The 21616-nt window shown below is 45.1% G+C and carries 18 protein-coding genes and 1 pseudogene; 15 read left to right on the top strand and 4 right to left on the bottom strand.

The genetic code is table 11. The features are described 5' to 3' along the window. The first annotated feature begins 258 nt into the window (after positions 1-258). Entirely contained in the window at positions 259-453 is a 195-nt protein-coding gene (locus OCU50_RS18335; RefSeq protein WP_060469137.1) for a PA3496 family putative envelope integrity protein, read from the top strand. 190 nt (positions 454-643) lie between these two features. Then, positions 644-1198 (top strand): NADAR family protein, encoded by a 555-nt coding sequence (locus tag OCU50_RS18330; protein WP_060469136.1) that lies wholly within the window; start codon positions 644-646, stop codon positions 1196-1198. 210 nt (positions 1199-1408) lie between these two features. Here the strand turns inward: OCU50_RS18330 and OCU50_RS18325 are convergent, their stop codons facing one another. Next, positions 1409-2167 carry a substrate-binding periplasmic protein gene (locus tag OCU50_RS18325; RefSeq protein ID WP_060469135.1) on the bottom strand — a complete coding sequence of 253 codons (759 nt, stop codon included), beginning with the start codon at positions 2165-2167 and terminating at the stop codon, positions 1409-1411. A gap of 88 nt (positions 2168-2255) precedes the next feature. Between OCU50_RS18325 and OCU50_RS18320 the strand changes: the two genes are divergently transcribed. Then, on the top strand, positions 2256-4664 hold the full coding sequence (locus OCU50_RS18320) for a hybrid sensor histidine kinase/response regulator (protein ID WP_060469134.1): 2409 nt from the start codon (positions 2256-2258) through the stop codon (positions 4662-4664). A gap of 115 nt (positions 4665-4779) precedes the next feature. Here OCU50_RS18320 and OCU50_RS18315 read toward each other — a convergent pair whose 3' ends face one another. Further along, on the bottom strand, positions 4780-5508 hold the full coding sequence (locus tag OCU50_RS18315; RefSeq protein ID WP_060469133.1) for a UTRA domain-containing protein: 729 nt from the start codon (positions 5506-5508) through the stop codon (positions 4780-4782). Positions 5509-5719: 211 nt separating this feature from the next. Between OCU50_RS18315 and OCU50_RS18310 the strand changes: the two genes are divergently transcribed. From OCU50_RS18310 to maiA, 10 genes are all read left to right on the top strand, one after another. After that, complete coding sequence (locus tag OCU50_RS18310; RefSeq protein WP_060469132.1) at positions 5720-6865, top strand: ABC transporter substrate-binding protein; 1146 nt, start codon at positions 5720-5722, stop codon at positions 6863-6865. Between the two features lie 61 nt (positions 6866-6926). Beyond that, on the top strand, positions 6927-7814 hold the full coding sequence (locus OCU50_RS18305; protein WP_060469131.1) for an alkaline phosphatase family protein: 888 nt from the start codon (positions 6927-6929) through the stop codon (positions 7812-7814). After that, positions 7811-8704, top strand: coding sequence for an ABC transporter permease (locus tag OCU50_RS18300; protein WP_060469130.1), 894 nt, complete (start codon positions 7811-7813; stop codon positions 8702-8704). The genes OCU50_RS18305 and OCU50_RS18300 overlap by 4 nt, the downstream gene beginning before the upstream one ends. After that, positions 8704-9489: an ABC transporter permease gene (locus tag OCU50_RS18295; protein ID WP_060469129.1), complete on the top strand. Its 786-nt coding sequence runs from the start codon at positions 8704-8706 to the stop codon at positions 9487-9489. The genes OCU50_RS18300 and OCU50_RS18295 overlap by 1 nt, the downstream gene beginning before the upstream one ends. Then, positions 9489-10508: an ABC transporter ATP-binding protein gene (locus OCU50_RS18290; protein WP_060469128.1), complete on the top strand. Its 1020-nt coding sequence runs from the start codon at positions 9489-9491 to the stop codon at positions 10506-10508. The genes OCU50_RS18295 and OCU50_RS18290 overlap by 1 nt, the downstream gene beginning before the upstream one ends. Before the next feature lies 1 nt (position 10509). Next, positions 10510-11169 carry an HAD family hydrolase gene (locus tag OCU50_RS18285; protein WP_060469127.1) on the top strand — a complete coding sequence of 220 codons (660 nt, stop codon included), beginning with the start codon at positions 10510-10512 and terminating at the stop codon, positions 11167-11169. Positions 11170-11584: 415 nt separating this feature from the next. Continuing rightward, positions 11585-12658, top strand: coding sequence for a 4-hydroxyphenylpyruvate dioxygenase (gene hppD, locus OCU50_RS18280; protein WP_060469126.1), 1074 nt, complete (start codon positions 11585-11587; stop codon positions 12656-12658). After that, positions 12651-13781 (top strand): homogentisate 1,2-dioxygenase, encoded by a 1131-nt coding sequence (locus OCU50_RS18275; protein WP_060469125.1) that lies wholly within the window; start codon positions 12651-12653, stop codon positions 13779-13781. Before hppD ends, OCU50_RS18275 begins: the two co-directional genes overlap by 8 nt. A 12-nt stretch (positions 13782-13793) precedes the next feature. Next, positions 13794-14831 (top strand): fumarylacetoacetate hydrolase family protein, encoded by a 1038-nt coding sequence (locus OCU50_RS18270; RefSeq protein ID WP_060469124.1) that lies wholly within the window; start codon positions 13794-13796, stop codon positions 14829-14831. 54 nt (positions 14832-14885) lie between these two features. Beyond that, the gene (gene maiA, locus OCU50_RS18265; RefSeq protein ID WP_060469123.1) at positions 14886-15575 is read left to right on the top strand and encodes a maleylacetoacetate isomerase; all 690 of its coding nucleotides are present in this window, start codon (positions 14886-14888) and stop codon (positions 15573-15575) included. A gap of 100 nt (positions 15576-15675) precedes the next feature. Here the strand turns inward: maiA and OCU50_RS18260 are convergent. Then, positions 15676-16596: pseudogene (locus tag OCU50_RS18260) on the bottom strand (IS5 family transposase). A gap of 676 nt (positions 16597-17272) precedes the next feature. Between OCU50_RS18260 and OCU50_RS18255 the strand changes: the two are divergent. Then, on the top strand, positions 17273-18478 hold the full coding sequence (locus OCU50_RS18255; RefSeq protein ID WP_060469121.1) for an MFS transporter: 1206 nt from the start codon (positions 17273-17275) through the stop codon (positions 18476-18478). Further along, entirely contained in the window at positions 18453-19409 is a 957-nt protein-coding gene (yidZ, locus tag OCU50_RS18250; RefSeq protein ID WP_060469120.1) for an HTH-type transcriptional regulator YidZ, read from the top strand. Before OCU50_RS18255 ends, yidZ begins: the two co-directional genes overlap by 26 nt. Before the next feature lie 64 nt (positions 19410-19473). Here the strand turns inward: yidZ and OCU50_RS18245 are convergent, their stop codons facing one another. Continuing rightward, positions 19474-21492: an acetoacetate--CoA ligase gene (locus OCU50_RS18245; RefSeq protein WP_060469119.1), complete on the bottom strand. Its 2019-nt coding sequence runs from the start codon at positions 21490-21492 to the stop codon at positions 19474-19476. Positions 21493-21616: the final 124 nt, after the last annotated feature.

Genomic DNA, 21616 nt, shown 5'->3' with positions numbered 1-21616 from the left:
TTGGGTTATTTCACGAATTTTCAGAAGAAACGAAGAGTTGAAAGAGAGGAAAATGAGAGTTGGATCAAACCATATTTATTATGGGTAATTTTTTAAATGTAATTGCAGAAAATGCCTTTGGCAAAGTTTAAATGAGGTATTTATTAATTAGGTTTGTGAAGCGTCGGAATCATCACATTTCAGTGCAGAACTTCTTAACAAGCGAAATCACATTTGCTACAGATTACTTGTCCATTACATGGTGTTTCGGAGGAAAAAATGTCCATTAATTCTATCAACCATGATGAAATGACAAATATTGCAAATAAGTGGGATTCTGAAGAAGAAGTATCTTTCAAACCAGAAAAGAAAATGAAGTCTGCTGAAGCTCGTCGTCGTATCGAAGCTCTAAGAGAAATCAGAGAAAGCGGTTTTAGTCTGGAAGAAGCGAGGGAACTAGGCCTTATTCATTAATAATCTCCATTGCATTTAGAAGGGTGGCACAACGCCACCCTTTAATTTATAACCATTTTTCTTTAACTCCTATCTATATTCAATCAACAAATTTTCTCTCTAACCCACTGTACCACTTCGCTATTCCCTCTTTGAAGTTACGACCTTCAGATTAAAAAACCGCACATGGCGTACTCTTGAACGAAGTCGTTTGACAGCAATATGCAACGCCACTAGTTTTAAAGTTGAAGTGAAAATATGTGATGTCCTTGGTAAGGAAAAGGCTATGTCTAATTCTGTGTCCCAAAATAAAGAAGTGTTGTTTTATGAACCTGAAGATCCGAACGGGTACCTTTCAAATTTTGCAGCTTGTCCTATCAAAGTTGATGATAAAGTTTGGGCAACCAGTGAACACTACTATCAAGCGATGAAATTTGCCTCTGAAGCGCTGCGCAATACCATTTTTGAAGCCAGCACTCCTGCTGAAGCATTCTCTTTGAGCCGGTATTATGAAGGGCAAGTTCGTGAAGATTGGTATGACATTCGTGTCGAAGTCATGCAATTCATTGTGACCGAGAAGTTTAGACAGAACCACAGATTTGCGCTGTTTCTTGTTAACACTGGAGATTCAGTGATCAAAGAGCATTCTCATAAAGACCACTTTTGGGGCGACGGGGGGGATGGAACTGGCGAGAACCGTTTAGGCGAAATCTTGATGGAGGTGCGTCAACAACTTCGAAATCAACAATTGCATTTGATCTCTTAGCATTAATCACTAATAGCTCTCCTATGTAAACGACAGTTCCTTAAAGGCCACTCTGCAAATCGGTATATAAGCTGAGCAGGGCGGCCTTTCTTGTTTTGGTATGAATAGTGTTTTAGTGAGAATATTGTTTAGTAAGAACACTATTTTTGGCGAACACTTGTTATCAGAGGGCGCTAAAGTACGCTACCAAAGCTACACATTGTACTGGTGTTACAAATAACTCTGCACAATCTCATTGAGTTGCCCATCGTCTTTCATCTGACCTAGACGTTGGTTAATGAAAGATTGCAGCTTAGGATCCATCTCAGGGTCGAACGCCAAATGGATTGGGTAGTTATTGATAACAGAACCAAACCCTTGCATCTGGTAGTCCTCAATACGCAGCTTCTGCTCGTTTAGGTTGTATTTGATTCGTGATTCCATCTCCACAAACACGGTATCGCCTGGTGTTCGATTCAGGACACGAAAAGCGGCAGCGTAATCTTTAACTCGGATCTCGTTGAGCTTACCTTGTTGGATGTAAGGCTCTAAGTTTGGATACTCAAAGCCAATCAGCAATACCACTGCTTTTCCGCTTAAATCGTCAATGGCATTAAACTCAAACGGCTTTTTACCGCTACTGAGCAACACGTGTTTTACATTGTAAATCGGGTCTTCCGACAAGTTAACGGATTGGATGTTTCCCCAGCTAGGGCTGCCGTAGGTTAACCAGTTGGGGTTCTCTCTCACATTGAGCTTATCGATCATTCGGTTAAAAGGGTAGGTGTGATAGTTGATCTCATATTGGCTGCTATCGAATACCGCCTTAACAATATCTGAAACGATTCCTCTGTGAGATGAATCGTCAGTTTCGATCTGAAAAGGTTGCGCTTGGCTCGCAATAATGTAGTAGTGAATAGGTTCGCTTGAAAAAGCATAACTGCTTGAAAACAAACTGACTATGGATGCAAAGATAAGATGTTTTTTCATAACCTTCCCTAGTTATTTGATGAATGACTACTATTATACTAATTGAGTAATTGTAGTTTACTGGGATAACAATAGTGGTAATTTTTGTATGGTAAAAAAAGGAAAGCGCTATATTGGGCTCTCTCGACAGTTGATCGGGGTAATTGTCGTCATTAGCACCTTATTCACAGTCATCGTGACAGGCTTGGGGCTGTATGTGGAGTATCAAAACCGAGTGTCTTTTATCAGCTCTCAGATCGAACAGGTTAAAGCTGGTTACCTCTCCGGTTTAACGGCTAGCTTGTGGGTTGAAGATCGAGATCAATTACTTGTGCAAGCTGAGGGCATCTCACGCCCACCTTCTGTAAGCTACCTACTCATTGAAAATCCCGATGAAAAAATTTTAGAACTGGGGAAAATGTCCTCTGAGCAGTCTTATTCTCAGTCATGGGAAATGGTCCATCAGATGGGAGATAAAAGCTACCCTCTTGCGACTTTAACGGTGCAATCGGACCTCGGTATGATTTTTGATCACTTTGAAGAGCAGGTTTTGTTATTGATAGCTTTTGAAGCCGTTAAAATATTTCTGTTATCTTTGGTGTGTTTAACCATCGTTTATCACCTCGTCGTAAAGCGCTTGATCACCATGTCTAATCAGATCAATCAACAGCAATTAGAAGACAACAAGCCACGCTACTTAACGCCAACCGAATGTACATATAAAGACGAAATATCCACGCTAGAAGTCAGTTATAACCAATCTATTGAGCGTATCCGTAAACAGTATCAAGAGTTGGTGAAAGCCAAAGATACAGCAGAAGTTGCCAACCGAAACAAAAGTGAATTTCTTGCTAACATGAGCCACGAGATCCGAACTCCGATGAACGGAATTATCGGTCTTTCCTCCCTGCTTTCTGAAATGGATATGCCTAAAGAGCAAAAAGAGTATGTCGACATGCTCAATACCTCTTCATTGACACTTCTTGACCTTATTAACGACATTCTCGACTACTCGAAGATTGAAGCGGGTCACCTCGAGTTGCAGCAAGAACCAATGAAGATGATGGGTATTGCCGCGGATGTTGAATCAACGTTTAGAGTGAAGGCTGAACAGAAAGGGCTCAGGTTCCAGTTGGCGATTGACCCTAAAATTCCAACCATGGTTATCGGTGATGGCACTCAGTTAAGACAAGTGCTGAATAATTTAGTGGGGAATGCAATCAAATTTACTGAGTATGGCCATGTCACGCTCTCGCTTCGTTTAGAACAAGTGATCGAACCTGAGCAAAAGCTAAGGGTGAGGTTTGAGGTCATCGACAGTGGTATCGGCATCGCAGAAGACAAGCAAAAATCGGTGTTCGATAAGTTTCAACAAGCTGACGGCAGTACCACGCGTATTTATGGTGGAACCGGGCTTGGTCTAACAATATGCGATAAGATCGTTAGCTTGATGGGCAGTCAATTAGAGTTAACTAGTGAAGAGGGTAAGGGAAGTACATTCTATTTTGTTGCTGATTTTGATCCGTGTTTGGACGTCGATGAGAGCAGTATCGATTTCAACAAACTCTCAGTGTTATTGGTTGATGATAGCCAGTTGAACATGCGCATTACTTCCACACAGCTTCAATCCTTTGGTGTCGCATCTGAATGTTGTGAGACGGCAAATCAAGCGCTTGAGTTAGTTTCAGAATCTATGGACAAGTCAGCACCTTATGACTTGGTGCTTATTGATAAGGTGATGCCTTCTATAGATGGCTTCCAGCTTGCTACTCGTTTGATAGAACGTTTTGGTAAAGAATGCCCTAAGTTGGTGATGATCTCTGCCGATCCCAGAAAGCAAGATGAAGTGCACGCTAAACAAGTGGGGTTTGTAGCCTACATTGCTCGTCCTTATCAAGATAACCAGCTTAAATGGACCATTAGTGAGGTGCTCGCAAGAGCGGTGGATTCCTCAACTTTTACCTATCCAAACAGAGGTGAGGTCGAGTTCAAAGACAATGAACTTGTACCATTAACCAAATCAGCAGCCTCTGTTCCACCTAAACAAGCAGAGAAACAAGATCCAATCAAAGAAGAACCAAAACCAGCGGCGATCGCGGCCTCTTTTCGTGGCAAAGTCTTAGTTGTGGAAGATTCGAGAGTGAATCAACAAGTCGCCAAGATGATGCTTAAGAAGCTGGGCCTTGAGGTTGACATTGCCGACAACGGAGAAGTAGGTGTCGAGAAGTTTAAAGTCAATGACTACGTGATGATCTTCATGGACTGTCAGATGCCTGTTCTTGATGGTTTCGAAGCAACTAAGCAGATCCGAGCACTGGAGGAGGGCTCTTCACAACATACCCCTATCGTCGCACTCACGGCCAACGTTGTGGAGAGAGATAAGCATTTGTGTTTTGATGTTGGTATGGATGAGTTTATATCAAAGCCTGTCAATCAAGGTAGGTTGAGAGATATCGTAGAGCGGTTCTTGTCTGAAGCTCCTGAATCAACCAACAAACATGAACAGAAGATTGTCTAGGTTAGGGGGCTTGCTAAGCAAACCCGTTAAAATAAAATTCCGACTTAATCCGTCGGAGTTTTTGTTTGGGCTAACTAGTACATCACAAACCAAAGCCTCTCTAATCAATATTGCACTAACCAATGCTGTCGATATGAATCACTACCGAATCGGGTCTCCAATACTCCAATTCGCAGTCCATCAACTCACCATCTTGTTTGTAGTTCACTCGGCAGATCTTTAGAACAGGTTGCCCCTCAGCCAAATTCAATGCCTTAGCGACATGTGCGGGTGCAGAAGTTGGAATCACATCAAAGCGCGATCGTTTAGTCTCGTAACCATATTTTTCTCGGTAGATGCCTGTCAGCGACATAGTGAGGTTTTCCGACAACACCTTTTCAAATAGGGGCGCTTTCAAAACGTTTTCAACGAACAGTACCGCTCTGCCATCAATAAAGCGCAATCGCTCAATGACGTGTATCGGGGTTATCTGTTCTATCTCTAATGCTTTGGCGTAGTTGCCCGCAGCCATCTCTGTGCGAGTGCTCAGCAGTCGTGTTTCTGCTATGCGATCTTGTTCTCGAATCATTTGATGAAAGTGAGAACGAGACAAGGGGTTGTAGCGAATACGTTCGGGCGACACATACCAACCTCGGCGCTCTTCTCGGTATATCAAGCCTTCGGTTTCTAATGACACCAGCGCATCTTTGAGTGTGATTCGTGTGGTGGAAAACAGTTCACTGAGCTCCCTTTCTGAGGGCAGCTTTTGCCCCTCGGTGAAGATACCGGATTGAAGTTGCTCTCTAATACTTGCCTTAATTCTTCCTAGCTGTGTCCCTGAGTGCCCTGTACCCAATGTTCTCATTGCTGATCTAGTCCATAAGTTCGTGTGCTTAATAAGGTAAACCATGGAGTTAACAGGAATGTGACAGTAAACAAGGGCTTGCTGTCATATGCGTGAAATATAACTGCCATAGAAATGCACATGAACTGTCAAATAAGTTGCGCGAAAGCGTCACACTCCGGCGATAGCATACAAAACGAACTTACTGACCTAGTCCAGAAGGATAGAGACAATGAAAACTTTGCTTAGCCGTTCAACTGTATCGCCAGCCAAACTGAGTGGTTTACCTGAAAAATTAATCGGTTCACCTGCAAAACTGATAGGCGCAACCGTTAAATTGATTGGTGTAACAGGAATAACGGCAACACTTTCAATGCCAGCGATGGCGAAGGATGCTGATCTTGAGTCACTGATTGAAGCCGCTCAAAAAGAGGGTGCGGTTTACAGTGTGGGCATGCCAGACAGTTGGGCAAACTGGAAAGGCACATGGGCTGATCTGAAAGCAAACTACGGTTTGAAGCATCAGGATACAGACATGAGCTCGGCACAAGAGATCTCGAAATTTGAAGCAGAGAAAAGAAACGCAACCGCAGATATCGGTGACGTTGGTTTCGCATTTGCTCGTGTCGCTGTGAAGAAAGACGTGACTCAGCCTTACAAGCCCACCACTTGGACTGACATTCCAGACTGGGCGAAAGACAAAGATGGTCACTGGGCTCTGGCTTACACCGGCACTATCTCGTTCATTTCAAACAACAACCTTGTTGAAGATGCACCTAAATCTTGGAGCGACCTACTAGAAGGCGACTACAAAGTCACTGTTGGTGACGTAGGCGTAGCTGCGCAAGCAAACAATGCGATTCTAGCGGCTGCATTTGCTAACGGTGGTGACGAATCAAACCTAAAACCAGCGATTAAATTCTTTGGTGAACTAGCGAAGCAAGGCCGTCTATCTTACACAGATCCAAGCATCGCGAACCTTGAAAAAGGCGAAGTAGAAGTGGCGATCATGTGGGACTTCAACGCACTCAACTACCGCGACAAGATCGACCGTGAACGCTTTACGGTAAGCATTCCACAGGATGGCTCAGTGATCTCTGGTTACACCACCATCATCAACAAATACGCGAAAAACCCAAACGCGGCGAAATTGGCTCGTGAATACATCTTCAGCGACCAAGGCCAAATCAACTTAGCAGAAGGTTACGCGCGTCCAATCCGTAGCAACATTACGCTGCCGAAATCAGTACAAGACAAGCTGATCTCGAACGAGCAATACAGCAACGTTCACCCAGTAACTGACTTCTCAGCATGGGAAAAATCAGCACGTCGTCTGCCACGTCAATGGCAAGAAAGCGTATTGATTCACCAGCAATAACCCCGCTTAACACGCCACCTGTAATGGGTGGTTTATAGAAACAAGCAATAGAGAATAGACCATGAGCAATAAGGTTATCCTTGTTGTTCTAGATGGACTGAATTATCAGGTCGCCCGTGATTGCATGGGCTACCTGAACGGCTTTCTAGAACTCAATGACTCGAAAAACAGTAATCACAGAGTTTCCCAAAATCAACAGGACACTTCACAAATCATAAGCACGCAAAAAAACAAGCTGCGCGCCACACTTTATCCTGTGCAGTGTGAACTGCCGTCAATGTCACGCCCACTGTATGAATGCATCTTAACTGGAGTTCGCCCTGTCGAGAGTGGCATCGTGAACAATCAAATCGTGCGTTTGTCGAATCACGAGTCGATCTTTAGCTTGGCTAAATCTCAGGGCAAAGTGACGGCTGCCGCGGCGTATCATTGGGTGAGTGAGTTGTATAACCGAGCACCGTTTGACGCTGTGCGTGACCGTTTTACCAACGATGAAACCATGAACATTCAACACGGCTGTTTCTACCATTGGGACCACTACCCAGATGAAGCCTTGTTCTTGGATGCAGAGCACCTGCGTGTCACTCATCAGCCGGACTTCTTGTTGATTCACCCAATGAACATTGACGATATTGGACACAAGCACGGGCTGGATTCTCGCCAGTACCGCAACAGTGCACGTGGCGCGGATATCTACTTGTCGAACTACCTTGAGAAATGGGTAGACGATGGCTATCAGGTGATCATCACCAGTGACCACGGCATGAACAATGACTTGTCTCACGGTGGTATTCTGCCTGAAGAGCGTGAAGTACCATTCTTCGTAATTGGCGATAAGTTCACACACCAAGAATGTTCAGTGAAACAGACGGATATTTGCGGCAGCGTGTGTCAGCTACTCAACCTTGAACACGATAAATCTTACACTCAGGAATTGTTGGCCCTATGAGCAGTTCTGTAATCACGCAGGGCGATGGCTCTGCGCTTAAACCTCAAACCAAATCTTTGTTTCAACGTTTCAAGCCCGCTTTGTGGCTTGCGCCTTTCGCCCTATTTTTCTATCTGTTCCAACTGGCACCTATGGTTTGGGTGCTGATCAACAGCTTCTTCTACGACGATGAGCTCTCTCTCGAAAACTATTCTGAAATATTCGATTCTGCTTTCATGATGCAGGCTTTTGGCAACAGTTTATGGTTGTCGATTTGGTCGAGTATTGTTGGTTTAGCGATTGCGACTCTGTTGGTCTCTTCATTGCGCCGCGTTGATTCTAAAATCCGCGATGCGGTGATTGCCTTCACCAACATGAGCAGCAACTTCTCTGGTGTGCCTTTGTCGTTCGCCTTCATCATTATCTTAGGCACCAATGGGGCGATTACCTTATTGCTCAAGCAGTACGGCTTGCTGGGTGATTTCGACCTGTATGGCAAGTGGGGCTTGCTGGCGATTTATATCTACTTCCAGATCCCATTGGCGGTGTTGTTACTCTATCCAGCGTTTGATGCTCTGAGTGACGACTGGCAAGCTGCCTCAGCACTGCTTGGCGCGAAAACCTGGCAATACTGGACCAAAATTGCGTTGCCTGTGCTGTCTCCGGCCTTGTTTGGCACCTTCATCATCTTGATTGCCAATGCGATTGGCGCCTATGCAAGCGTGTATGCGTTGACCTCAGGTAACTACAACGTGATTACGATTCGTATCGCGAGCTTGGTATCGAGCGACCTGTTCCTAGAGCCAAACCTAGCTGCCGCAATTTCCGTGATTCTGATGGCGATGCTGGCCTTCATCACCGTGATTAACCAATGGCTGATCAGCAAAAGCTACGCAGGGAAGAGAAAGTAATGAACACCGTAAATACTCGCTTTCACAAAACGGTTGTCTATTCGATTGTCGGCATCATGATGATCCCGATCTTAGCGACCTTCATCTACTCGATCTCTTCGCGTTGGGGCGCGACGATCCTGCCTGACGGTTTTACTCTGTATTGGTACATCAACCTGCTGACCGATCCTCGCTTCTTACAAGCCTTTGGTCGTTCTCTGTTTATTTGTGTGGCGGCGCTGTCATTGAGTGTGGTGTTGGTTCTGCCTGCGATTTTCGTGGTGTTTTACTATTTTCAGAAACTCGACAAAGTGATGAATATCCTCATCTTATTGCCGTTCGCGGTGCCGCCAGTGGTGTCGTCGGTGGGCTTACTTCAGCTGTATGCCGATAGCGAAATTTCTTTGATAGGCACACCATGGATTCTGATTGGTACTTACTTCACCATCGCGTTGCCATTCATGTATCGCGCGATTGCCAACAGCTTTGAAGCGATCAACCTACATGACTTGATGGACGCTGCTCACCTGCTTGGCGCAAGCACTACTAAGGCGTTCTTATTGATTATTCTGCCAAACCTTAAAAAAGGCTTAATGGCGTCACTGTTCTTGTCGTTCTCGTTCCTATTGGGTGAATTCGTGTTTGCCAACATCTTGGTCGGTACACGTTACGAGACGCTGCAAATCTACCTATACAACATGCGCCAAACCAGCGGTCACTTCACGTCAGCCCTTGTGATGACGTACTTCCTGTTTATTTTCTTACTGACTTGGTTGGCAAGTCGTTTCAGCCAGGGAACAAAATAATGAGCTATGTAAATGCGAAAAACCTCACCAAGCGTTTTGGTGATAACACAGTGTTTGAAGACATTGAATTCTCCATCGAGAAGGGGGAATTCATCACACTGCTTGGCCCAAGTGGTTGTGGAAAATCAACGCTGCTGCGCAGCTTGGCAGGCTTGAATCCGGTCGATGGTGGCGAAATCTGGGTAAATGGTGAGGAGATCACTCACCAAGTGCCGCAACAACGTGGTATTGGCATGGTGTTTCAGTCTTATGCGCTGTTCCCGAACATGACGGTTGAAGGCAACATTGCGTTTGGCCTTAAAATGAAAAAGCTTGCTGCTGACGAGATTAAGCGCGAAGTCGCGAAAGTGATTGGGCTGGTGGACTTGTCGGGCAAAGAGAAATTCTACCCGCATCAGCTATCTGGCGGACAGCGTCAGCGTGTGGCTTTGGCAAGAGCCTTAGTGGTCAAGCCGCGTATTCTGTTGCTCGATGAGCCGCTTTCAGCATTGGATGCGAAGATCCGTAAACATCTGCGTCAGCAGATCCGAGATATTCAAAAAGAGATGAACCTAACCACGATCTTCGTGACTCACGATCAAGAAGAAGCGATGATCATGTCTGACCGTATCTTTTTGATGAGCAAAGGCGAGATCGTGCAAGCAGGCACACCCGAAGAGATCTACACTCAACCGGCCAATGAGTTCGTGGCTGGGTTCATGGGACATTACAACTTGGTGCAAGCGAACAAGGCTAAACTGTTGTTCAACATTGAAACCGAGTGGAAAGTGGCGATTCGACCTGAATCTATCTACGTTAAAGAGCAAGGCCGACAATATGGCGAGCATATCTCTGCGCCGAAAACCGGCACCATTCGCAATCACCAGCTGTTGGGCAACGTGATTCGTTACCAAGTAGACGTTGATGAGTGTGAGCTGACGGTCGACCTACTTAACCGTTCTTCTGAACGACTATTGGCAAACGGCAGCCAACTTGAACTCCTGTTTAACCTTAACGAAATTCAACCTGTGAGAGCCTAAGATGTTCAAACCTTTGTATGTATTTGATATGGATGAAACGCTGATCAATGCCGATGCAGCGATGCTCTGGAATGAGTTCTTGGTTGAAAAAGGCATTGCCACTGTGCCGAACTTTATCGAAGAAGATCAGCGTTTAATGGGCCTGTATTCGGAAGGTAAGCTGAATATGGAAGATTACCTCACGTTCGCCATGCAGCCACTCGCCGATATGCCAACAGAACAAGTTACTGCTTTGGTTGAAGAGTGTGTCGATCAGCATATTTTGCCTAGACAGTTCAAGCAGTCTAAGGCTTTGATTGAGCAGCTAGCGCGCGACAACATCGACATGTTGATCATCTCAGCCAGCATGACTTTTTTAGTGGAAGCGGTCGGCCGCAAGATTGGTATCGAGAACGCACTCGGTATCGATTTGGTCGAAAATCAAGGCCGTTTCACATCTCAAATATCAGGCGTGCCAAGCTACCGTGAAGGTAAAGTGACGCGTTTGAAAGAGTGGTTAGACAATCAAGAAACCAACTACTCAGACATTCACTTTTATACCGATTCAATCAACGACTTACCTTTGTGTGAACACGCTGACTTTGCTTACTTGGTGAATCCATGCCCGCGTTTGAAAGCACTGGCCGATCAACCGAATTGGTCGATTCTCAACTGGGATTAAACTAAATCTTATATTCGAATTAGGCTCGTTCTAGATTTCATCAAGCCGCTGACTACAGCGGCTTTTTTGTATTCAATGCATTTCTGTAAGTTATGCCTGTGCGAATAAAAGCTTACCTGTAACAAGTTATTCACATCCTATGTGAGGTTGTAAATTAAACCACCGCCTTTCAATCCCTTGATAGCACTCACTTTCCTGTTTTAGTTTTTCGTGTGTAACAATTAATTTACAAGTTGACGAGTTTTCACCGTGACCGTCCATTTTCTTCGATGCATTCCATTATCTCGGCTTGTGGGCCAAATTTAATTAAGGACAAAAAACACACAACACTTAATCGTGTAATAGAAAGCACGAATAAAAAGTCACTTAATAAAAAACACGTAATACAAAACCAATAGGTACAAGGAGAAAGTTCATGGTGGATACATACAACCCGCTTGGCACGGATGGATTCGAGTTTGTTGAATACACGGCCGTTGACCACAAGGGAATTGAGCAACTTAAAGCGCTGTTTGTGTCGCTTGGTTTTGCTGAAATCGCCAAGCACCGTTCAAAAGAGGCTTGGCTGTATCGACAAGGTGACATCAACTTTATCGTTAATGAACAACCACACAGCCAAGCTGAAGCGTTTGCTAAAGTGCATGGCCCATCAGTGTGCGGCATGGCGTTTCGTGTCAACGAAGCAACGGCTGCAATGGAACAAGCGTTTAAGGGCGGTGGTGAAGAGTACAAGACAGAAATTGGGCCAATGGAGCTGAGCATTCCTGCCATTTATGGCATTGGTGAAAGTTTGCTTTATTTTGTGGATCGCTATGGCAAGCAGAGCATCTACGACGTTGACTTCCGATTCTATGACGATGCCGAAGAACGCATGGCGAAAGCCGACGTAGGCCTTTATGAGATCGATCACCTCACGCACAACGTGAAGCAAGGCAACATGGACGTGTGGTCTGGGTTTTATGAGCGTATAGGTAACTTCCGTGAAATTCGTTACTTCGACATTGAAGGCAAGCTGACAGGTCTTGTGAGCCGTGCGATGACCTCACCATGTGGAAAAATACGCATCCCTATCAATGAGTCTTCAGACGACAAATCACAGATCGAAGAGTTCATTCGCGAATACAACGGCGAAGGCATCCAGCACATCGCGCTCGCTACGAATGACATCTACAAAACGGTGAAAACCTTGCGTGATCGTGGCATGGACTTTATGCCAACCCCAGATACTTATTATGAGAAAGTTGACGATCGTGTGAAAGGCCACGGTGAAGATACCGATCTACTGCGCGACCTACGCGTTCTGATTGATGGCGCACCGACCAAAGACGGCATCTTGCTGCAAATTTTCACGCAGACGGTCATCGGCCCTGTGTTCTTTGAAATCATCCAGCGTAAAGGTAACGAAGGCTTTGGCGAAGGTAACTTTAAAGCGCTGTTTGAATCGATTGAAGAGGACCAGGTTCGTCGAGGAGTATTAGACGATGCATAAATGGATCTCGTTCCCTCATCGGGAGGGGGTGTGTTCTAAACAAGCGCATGCCGATTTTCCCGAAGAGGCAATCTATGAGCGAGAGGCGGGCCGAAGTGGTTTTTTCGGCCCTGCGGCTCACTTTCATCATCAACATGCCCCAACAGGTTGGTCGGAGTGGGAGGGCGATCTGCGCCCTCGCGCTTTTGATTTTACGCTGGTGGATAAAGCCAGTCAGATAACCCCTTGGGCTGTGCCTCATCTTTTGCACAACGCGGACTGTAAAATCCGTGTTTGGCGTATGGATGAGAAGATGGATTTCTTGGTACGTAACTCCGATGGCGATGAGCTGCTGTTCATTCATCAAGGCAGTGCTGATCTCTATTGTGACTATGGCCACTTAGAAGTGAGCGAAGGGGATTACGTGATGATCCCACGCTCGACCAACTGGCGCTTGGAGCCAAGCGAGCCGATGTTCATCTTGATGGTTGAGAACACCGACGCGGCTTACTCCTTGCCAGAGAAAGGCATGGTTGGCAATCATGCGGTGTTTGATCCTGCGGTACTCGATATCCCGTCGATCAACGAGCAATTCCGCGCTCAGTATTCAGAAAATCAAACCCAAGTTCAGGTGAAACGTCACAACAAAGTTAGCGTGATCACTTATCCGTTCAATCCATTGGATGCGATTGGCTGGCATGGCGATTTAGCGGTGGTGAAAGTGAATTGGCGCGATATCAGACCGCTGATGTCACATCGCTACCACTTGCCACCGTCTGCACACACCACCTTTGTTGGCACAGGCTTTGTGGTATGCACATTTGTACCACGCCCGATTGAGAGCGACCCTGGTGCGCTGAAAGTGCCGTTCTACCACAACAATGATGATTATGATGAAGTGCTTTTCTATCACGCTGGTGACTTCTTCAGTCGCGATAATATTGAAGCGGGCATGGTGACTTTCCATCCTGCTGGGTTTACGCATGGGCCTCATCCAAAGGCTTTCAAGGCGGGTCAGGCACACAAGAAGAAGTTTACCGATGAAGTCGCGGTGATGATCGATACTCGCCACGCGCTGCAGTTCTCTGACGAACTCGACAGTGTTGAGAACAAAGAATATGTCTACAGTTGGCAAGAGAAGTAAGGGGCAACAAGGATGAAATTAGCAACCAAGAAAAATGGCACTCGCGACGGTCTATTGATGGTCGTGAGTAGAGATCTCAAACAGTGTGTGGCTGCCACCGAAATCTTCTATGCGATGCATCTGGCGCCAACCATGCAGGTGGCTTTGGATAACTGGGATAGAGTTGTACCTCAGTTAGAAGAGTTATACACCTCGTTAAACAACGGGCATGTGACTGGCAGTGAAGTCTTTGCACCTCAGTATTGTGAATCACCTCTGCCACGCGCATATCAATGGGCGGATGGCAGCGCGTATGTAAACCACGTTGAACTGGTGCGTAAAGCGCGTGGTGCTGAAATGCCAGAAAGCTTCTGGGTTGATCCATTAATGTATCAAGGCGGCTCAGATGCCTTTATCGGCCCTCGCGACAATATCGAATTTGCTAATGATGATTGGGGTATCGATTTCGAGGGAGAAGTCGCGGTTGTCACCGGAGATGTGCCGATGGGCGCCAGTGCCAAGCAAGCGCATGATTCGATTCGTTTGCTGATGTTGGTGAATGATGTGTCTTTGCGCGGGTTGATTCCGGCAGAGCTTGCGAAGGGCTTTGGCTTCTTCCAATCTAAACCTTCTTCGGCGTTCTCTCCGGTTGCGGTCACACCCGATGAACTTAGCGAACAGTGGAAGGGTAGTAAGGTACATTTACCACTAATATCGACCTACAAGGACCAGCCTTTTGGTTGCCCGAATGCCGGTGTGGACATGACCTTCAACTTCGCTGAGCTGATTGTCCATGCTGCGAAAACTCGCCCTTTGTCAGCAGGCGCAATCATAGGCTCAGGCACTGTGTCGAATAAGCAAGGCACAGACCACGGCACCTCAATTGCGGAAGGCGGCGTAGGCTATTCATGCATTGCGGAAGTGCGCATGATAGAGACGATTCGAGATGGCAAACCGTCGACTCAATTCATGTCGTTTGGTGACTCGATTAAGCTTGAGATGTTCGATGCGGCTGGTGACTCGATCTTTGGCGCGATTGACCAAAAAGTCAGTCAATATCGATCACGCTAGCGATAACGATAAGAGTCAAGCGACAGAAAGGCACGTTATGAACGAGGGCTTTTTATGAACAAGAAGGTCACACTCTATGGTTACTGGCGCTCGTCTGCAGCCTATCGAGTGCGTATTGGGTTGAACCTAAAGCAACTTAGCTATGAGTCGAAATCGGTACATTTGGTGCGCAATGGCGGCGAGCAGCATGATCCACAGTATCGTGAGCTCAATGCCAGTGAATTAGTGCCAGTGCTGGTGGATGGTGATGTTCAACTCAATCAGTCGCTGACGATTTTGCAATACTTGGACGAAAACTATTTGTGTGAGAGCAGCCCAGACACCTTATTGATTCCTGAGCAAACACCACTGCGGTATCAAGCGTTGGCGATGGCTCAGGATATTGCGATGGAAATTCATCCTCTTAATAATCTGCGCGTGTTGCAGTATTTGGAGAGAGAATTATCGTGCGAGCAAGAGGCAAAAATGGATTGGCTTCACTATTGGATGAGCCAAGGTTTCCGTGCTCTAGAAGAGAAGTTGGCCAAACACCGAAAAACACACGGCGACTCGGTGTATAGCCTCACAGATTCGCCTTGTATCGTCGATATCTGCTTAGTGCCGCAAGTCTATAACGCGCTGCGCTTTGATGTTGATATGACGCCTTATCCGCTCATTAATTCGATTGTCGAAGCGTGTAACCAGTTGCCCGCGTTTATCGATGCGATGCCAGAGAGTCAAGCGGACGCTACTTTATCTTTGTAAACAAAAACAACAAGTTGAACCTTAATTAAACTGAGTGTTTTATATCGGCTTTGTTGCGTAATTAAATTTAGAGATAGAGCCACCCCGTTTCGGGTATTTCTTAGTCAATACGACAAGTTTCAGGCATACCTAACCCAGTAAGCTTGTTCAACGCTTTTGTCATCGCGTAAGCTTCTCCCACTTGTGCATTGTAATTTCTTAAGCTTAAACGACCACCAAGTAACTGTTTAACTCGATACATCGCTGTTTCTGAGAGGGAGCGTTTGTGGTAACCATACCGCTCTTTCCAATACTTATTTGAGCCATATAATTTCTGGCAACCCACGGCGAGATTTCGAGGGTGACCACGCTCTCAGAAGGCTGCCCCTTCTCTTGGGGGAACAAGCGCAATGGCTCCCTTAGTCTTAATAGCAGCGTGACACACTCTCGTGTCGTAAGCGCCATCACCAGACACCTCAAAGATACTTCGGCGTGTTTGTTTCAGTAAGTTCGGGAGGACTTCTCCATCTGTAACCGTTGATAAACTTAGCTCGGCGGCAATGATCTCATGAGTGCTTGTATCGACGGCAATATGCAGCTTTTGCCAGACTCTACGCTTGCCATCTGTCCCGTGCTTTTTGACTTTCCATTCACCTTCGCCATAAACCTTAAGGGCTGTAGAATCAATGGCTAGGTGCTGTATCGCTCCTCTCGTTTTAGTCTTAAATGAGACCTCAACTTGCTTGGCTCTACGACTGATGCAGGTGTAATGTGGACAGCTTAATGGAATATGGGCAAGTCTAAAGATTGAGTCGATAAACCCTTGCAGCGCTCTCAGTGGCATAGAAAAAATCCGTTTCACCATGAGTGCTGTCGTGATAGCTAAATCACTGAACCGACGTGGCCTCCCGCGCTTATTCTGTTTGTTTTGCGCCCACCCGCTTATTGCCTCTTCATCAATCCAAAAAGTCAGAGAGCCACGGTTAATGAGTGATTGGTTGTATTGCTTCCAGCTGGTTGTTTTGTAGAGAGATTTAGGCATAGGGCTACGAGAGAGAGTGGACGTAGCTGATCAGATCGTAGGTTCTTGCTTTAGTTCCATTGAATTACGCAACAAAGCCTCCCCAAATTCATAAAGGTCATTGTAGAATCCATCTCTAATATTTTTTTTGGGGTCAATTATCGATATGTCACTATATCCAAGACTCGAAAAAGTTTCTCTATATAGGTTTCCCATATAACCATAACCTATTATCACTATCTTACTCATAATTAGTTCCTTTTATTATATTTTTAAATTATAGGGGGTATTTCTAGGCTAGATGTAACTAACATATTAATTACAATTTGTTTTATATTGATGCTGGCAATATACCAAACGCACTTCAATGAATTTTAGATGTTAATTTTTCTTGTAGTTAAATTAGATAGTAACATTAGCGTTCACTACATTAAACTTCTCAAAATTAGAAGTTGTGGAAATACGAGTTTTTATTTTTAAACATCATTATTGAATATTGGCTAGTTAAGAGATATTAATAGTTATTGTCCTATGAATTACGTAAGTAAAAAGAGAACACATATTTTTCGGGGTTAATCTGTAACCATAGTTACTGCTGATGTCGTATATGGAAATACCTGTTGTCATAAATGTAACAAGCCAAAAATATCTTTGTTGCATATGATGCTTATACAAATAATATGTTCCTGAGGTAGAAATGGAAAAATTCAATATATCCAGATATCTAATGTGCAGCTTTGCCTTTGTTTTACTATATCCAACAGCGATAGATCTCTACTTAGTTGCTTTACCAGAAATTGCTAGCGACCTATCTGCAAACGAATCAGAACTTCATATCGCCTTTTCTATTTACCTAGCGGGTTTTGCATCAACAATGGTTTTTGTTGGACGAGCTGCTGATAGTTTGGGGCGTAAGCCTGTTGCAATATGTGGAGCATTGATTTTTACCTTTTCATCAATGCTTGCTGGCTCTGCTGAGAACAGTAATAGCTTTCTAATGATGCGATTCTTCCAAGGTGTGGGGGCTGCTTGTTGCTATATAGTAGCCTTTGCTGTTTTGCGGGATGTATTGGACGAAAAAAAGCGAACTAAGGTCCTGTCTATGCTCAATGGGATTATATGTTCTATCCCAGTCCTTGCTCCTGTGATAGGTAACCTAATTATGATGAAATTTCCTTGGCCGGCCTTATTCACAGCAATGGCGATGATGGGCGGTGCGATAGGTTTAATTGCTTGTTTTGTGTTGAAAGAAACCTTGCCCAAAACAAAGCATACCTCCCTAGATCCAAGTAAAGAGTTTAATGAGTCCCTATATAATGGCTTTTTTATATCGCGAGTTATTTATACATCTTTAGGCGTCACTGCGATTCTTTCTTATGTCAACACTTCGCCAATGATTGTCATGAATTTAATTGGTTTCACTCGAGGCGAATATTCAACAGCTATGGCGCTGTTGGCAATGGTGGGAATGGCAACATCGTTTTCAGTCCCATTTGTTTTATCTTATGTCAAACAAAATTTTTTGATGTTAGCTGCACAATTGACAAGTTTGCTGTCGGCTATCGTTATTCTCGCGGCTCACTTGAATAGCGATAGTTCGACACTTTATATGCTAGGGTTCATTCTCATTAGCATGAGTTTCCCTATGGGTTTTGGTGTTGCCATGAGCCAGGGTTTAAGCCAGTTCTCTCGAAAAGCAGGTCAGGCAAGCTCTATGCTTGGTATCGGGCAGATCTCTTTATCTGCATTTTACATTTGGTTGATGGCAACATTAGGTGTATCAGCATTAATGATGTTAGTTATAGCCTTAGTTGCTAGTGGTGTAATTGGGCTGGCTATAATATTATTCCACCCACATCAGTATGTTAGTGAGTATCATGAAGAAACCTCTTGCCCGAATTGATTTTAATTTATTGCTCACTTTGCAATTGTTGTTACAAGAGCAAAGTGTTACTAAAGCGGCGAAAAAGCTTAATGTTACTCCGTCAAGTGTGAGTAAATCATTAGGCAAATTGCGCGATTGGTTTGATGATCCCCTTTTTGTTAATACGCCTCACGGGTTAAAGCCAACCAACCTCGCAACCAGTGTACAAGAGCCTTTGTCAGAATGGATGCATATTGGTAACCAGATTGTTTCATGCAGAGGTGAAGATGCTCCTAGTGGAGTGAAATTTAATCTTGGGGTAGAGTCGCCATTATCACTAATCATGGTTGATGAGCTAACTAAACGTATTCATGATTCCTATCCAGAATCAACAATTAAGTTCCATAATTGGGACTATGACTCATTGAGTGCTATTACCAGCGGTGAAATAGACATTGGTTTTACTGGACGTGAAAGTCATCCGCGCTCTAAAGAGTCGTTAGAGCTTCTTCCGTATTTTATTAACTTTGAAGTCTTGTTCTCGGATTTACCTATGGTGTATGTCCGAAAAGATCATCCTGCGCTCAAGCAAAAGTGGAATCTAGATACCTTTTTGAGCTATGCCCACATTAATGTGGCATGGGAGAAAAATGATAGTTGGGCATTAGATGATATTTTGACTGAACGAGGGTATGTTCGGAATGTTAGTCTAACGATGGCAAGTTTTGAGCAAGCTTTGTTTGTTGCAGAGAAGCCTGGACACCAAATGTTAACTACAGCACCAAAGTATTGTCAGCAATATTGCAAGCAGCTCCACCCAAATTTAATTGCTCTACCTATACCTATTTCTGAGGGCTGTCAGCATAAACTACTGATACCATTTACCATGATTTGGCACAAGCGCAACAACAATAACCCCAAGGTATTATGGTTGAGGGAGACTATTAAGAACCTTTATGTTACTAGCTAAAGTTATATTAAGGGTAGAAAGCCCTCCACGAGGTTTATTCGTGGAGGGCTTTTTTGTTTCAAGTTTAAAGCGAAATCACATGCTTTATTTCATTTAACACATCGGCATTGGCTATCGCGCCGATGTTCTTGACGGGTTTACCATTCACGACCTGTTTCACCGCCAATTCCACCAGTTTTCCTGAGCGTGTTTTCGGTACATCGCTGAGCGCAAAGATCTGGCTCGGCACATGCCTTGGTGAGCACGATGATTTGAGCTTGCTCTTGATGGCAGCCAATAGTGTTTCATTTAGAACCACACCTTGCTGCAGCTGAACGAACAGCCATATCTGCTCATTGCGGTCGATGTCTTTGCCGACTGCTATCGAATCAACAATGCCATCAATGGTGTTCACTTGCTGGTAGATCTCGGCAGTACCAATTCGCACGCCACCGGGGTTGAGTGTGGTATCGCCTCGCCCGTAGAACAGATAACCGCCATGCGCGCTCTGCGCGACCTCGTCACCGTGGTGCCACACATTATCGAACCTATCCCAATAAGTGCTGTGATAGCGCTCTCCGGTGTCATTCCAGAAGCCAACAGGGAAGTTGGGTAAGGAATTGGTACACACCAACTCGCCGCGCTCTTGGTTGACCTTGTGACCAAACGAATTGAACACCTTGATGTCGACTCCGAGCCCTGCCTGTTGGCACTCACCGCGATACACTGGCGAGATAGGGTTACCCAGCACAAAGCAGCCACAAATATCCGTACCACCAGAAATGGACGCTAAATGCAGGTCTTGTTTGATGTGTTTGTAAACGTAATCAAACTGCTCTGGGTAGAGCACTGAACCGGTCGAGCACAGTGTTCTTAAGTGAGGAAGATAGTGACTGTCGATAGGCGAGAGCTCCGCTTTCTCAATCGCTTCTAAATACTTAGCTGAAGTGCCAAACAGCGATACATCCGCACGCTGCGCTAAGCCCCACAGTACATTGGGTTGCGGGTAAACTGGGCTACCATCAAAGATCACTAAACAAGCGCCACTGGCGAGTGCAGATACGTGCCAGTTCCACATCATCCAACCACAAGTGGTGTAGTAGAACACGCGATCTTTCAGTTTGATATCACAGTGAAGCTGATGCTCTTTTAGGTGGTTGATGGTGGTGCCACCAACAGCATGAACAATGCACTTTGGCTTGCCTGTGGTGCCGGAAGAGTAGAGTACAAACAGTGGTTCATTGAAGCCGACACGAGTAAATCGAAGAGGTTTTGGTTGATAGTGACTAATGATGTTTTGCCAGCTTTGGGTCGGCACATCTGGTTCAACATCGCTCTTCTCTAAATCATTACTCGGTTTCAAATAACCGATTTCACACACCTGTTTTAATTCGGTTAAGTGCTCGATGATTTCACGGTTCTTATTCACCATATCGAACGTCTTGCCATTGAAGGTGTAGCCATCACAGGTGAACAGCACCTTAGGTTTCACTTGGCCAAAGCGCTCAATCACACTTTCTACACCAAAATCAGGCGAGGTTGATGTCCAAATCGCCCCTAAGCTGGTGGTGGCTAGCATCGCTATCACGGTTTGTGGCAGGTAGGGCGTATACGCAGCAACCACATCACCTTGCTCCACACCGTTATCGATAAGCCATTGCTGAATACTAGAGACAGCTTCACACAGGCTTTTCCATGTATAACTCTGCTGTTCGCCACGCTCATTCTCAAACCAAATTGCAGGCTCATCAGGCATCGACTTGGCCAAACGCAGCAAGTTCTCGGCGTAGTTTACCTGCGCATTCGGAAACCAAACTGCATCGCGATTCGATTTAGTTTGCTGCCAGCGGCTCTCACCTTGCGCTTTGATGTCATCACCTTGCGAGCCGACCACCCCACAAAACTGCCATACGTTCTGCCAAAACGATTCCGGCTGATCCACAGACCATTGATGGAGTTCGGCATAGCTTCTTAGCTCCCTCTCTAACTTCAAGCCTTGCGGTTTTAATTCAGACAGGTCGAGACTGTCGATAAATCGGGTTACGTTGGCATCGGCGATACGTTGCTCGCTTGGTTGCCAAATGGACTTATTGCTTTCGTGCATTCCTTTACCTTTAACAAAAAGTTAACGATTTCAGTCTGGTATTTAGGTTTTATAAAGTCAAAAGATCAGAAAAATAAGCGTTTGATAGAGTTGTGTAAACAAAATGTTACACATCTACCTGTTT

The sequence above is a fragment of the Vibrio toranzoniae genome, from assembly GCF_024347655.1.
Lineage (GTDB): Bacteria > Pseudomonadota > Gammaproteobacteria > Enterobacterales > Vibrionaceae > Vibrio > Vibrio toranzoniae.
Note: the sequence above shows the minus strand (reverse complement) of the source record. Positions and strands in the feature narration are given on the sequence as shown.